This window comes from Oleiphilus sp. HI0067 (genome assembly GCF_001635735.1).
The window spans coordinates 1-917 of record NZ_LWFI01000620.1 but is presented as its reverse complement, the minus strand read 5'-3'; the positions used below and the strand labels follow the sequence as shown (position 1 = coordinate 917).

The window sequence follows — 917 nt, the reverse complement described above, 5'->3', positions numbered from 1 at the left end:
CACAGTTTATGGTGTGACGACAGCATTGGAGAAACATCCAGAAGCTGTGCAAGCCATGAAAGATGCTAACTGGGAAATCGCGGCACACGGATATAAGTGGATTAATTATCAGTACATTGATAAAGATGAAGAACGTCATCAAATTCAAGAAGCGATCAAAAAGCATGAAGAAATTACCGGTGAACGGCCGCTAGGTTGGTACACCGGACGAACTAGCCCGAATACACGTGATCTAGTGTATGAAGCAGGTGGTTTTATGTACGACGCTGATTCGTATGCTGACGATCTTCCGTATTGGGTGTATGACTACGAAAACCCATTTCTAATCGTCCCATACACGCTTGATACGAATGACATGCGATTTGCAACGAACCAAGGTTTCAACACTGGAGAGCAATTCTTCACCTACCTAAAAGATGCCTTTGATGTGCTTTATGCGGAAGGTGAAACAGCGCCAAAAATGTTAAGTATTGGCTTGCACTGTCGTTTGGTTGGTCGTCCAGGTCGTGCCGCGGCTCTGGCGCGTTTCTTAGATTATGTTCAGTCGCAAGAAAATGTTTGGGTGACGCGTCGCATAGACATAGCCAAGCACTGGCATGAGAATCACCCTCCAGTTAAGTAAGTCAGAGCTACTGCGCTTACTTATACTGCGTTAAAAATTGGGGTCAGAGTAAAAGTACTCTGACCCCAATTTTATTCTTCCAAACTTTAGCTACACTTTTGTTCAATTTTAGAACTTCTATTGGGGTGACCTATGTCTACCGAGCAAGAGCAAATGAAACTCCTAATTGATCTTCACTCGCACAATGAGCGTCAAGGCCCCGGCGGTAAAGCAGAGATTGAGTAAGCGATTTATTTGGCCGGCTTAGATTTTAAGGTCAAGTATCGCATCGCAGATATTGGCTGTGGGACAGGCG

1 protein-coding gene is annotated in these 917 nt (G+C 44.7%); it reads left to right on the top strand.

The window, feature by feature from the left end:
• Positions 1-622 (top strand): polysaccharide deacetylase family protein (locus A3739_RS06925; RefSeq protein WP_068500850.1); only part of this gene is annotated, 622 nt, incomplete at its 5' end.
• Positions 623-917: the final 295 nt, after the last annotated feature.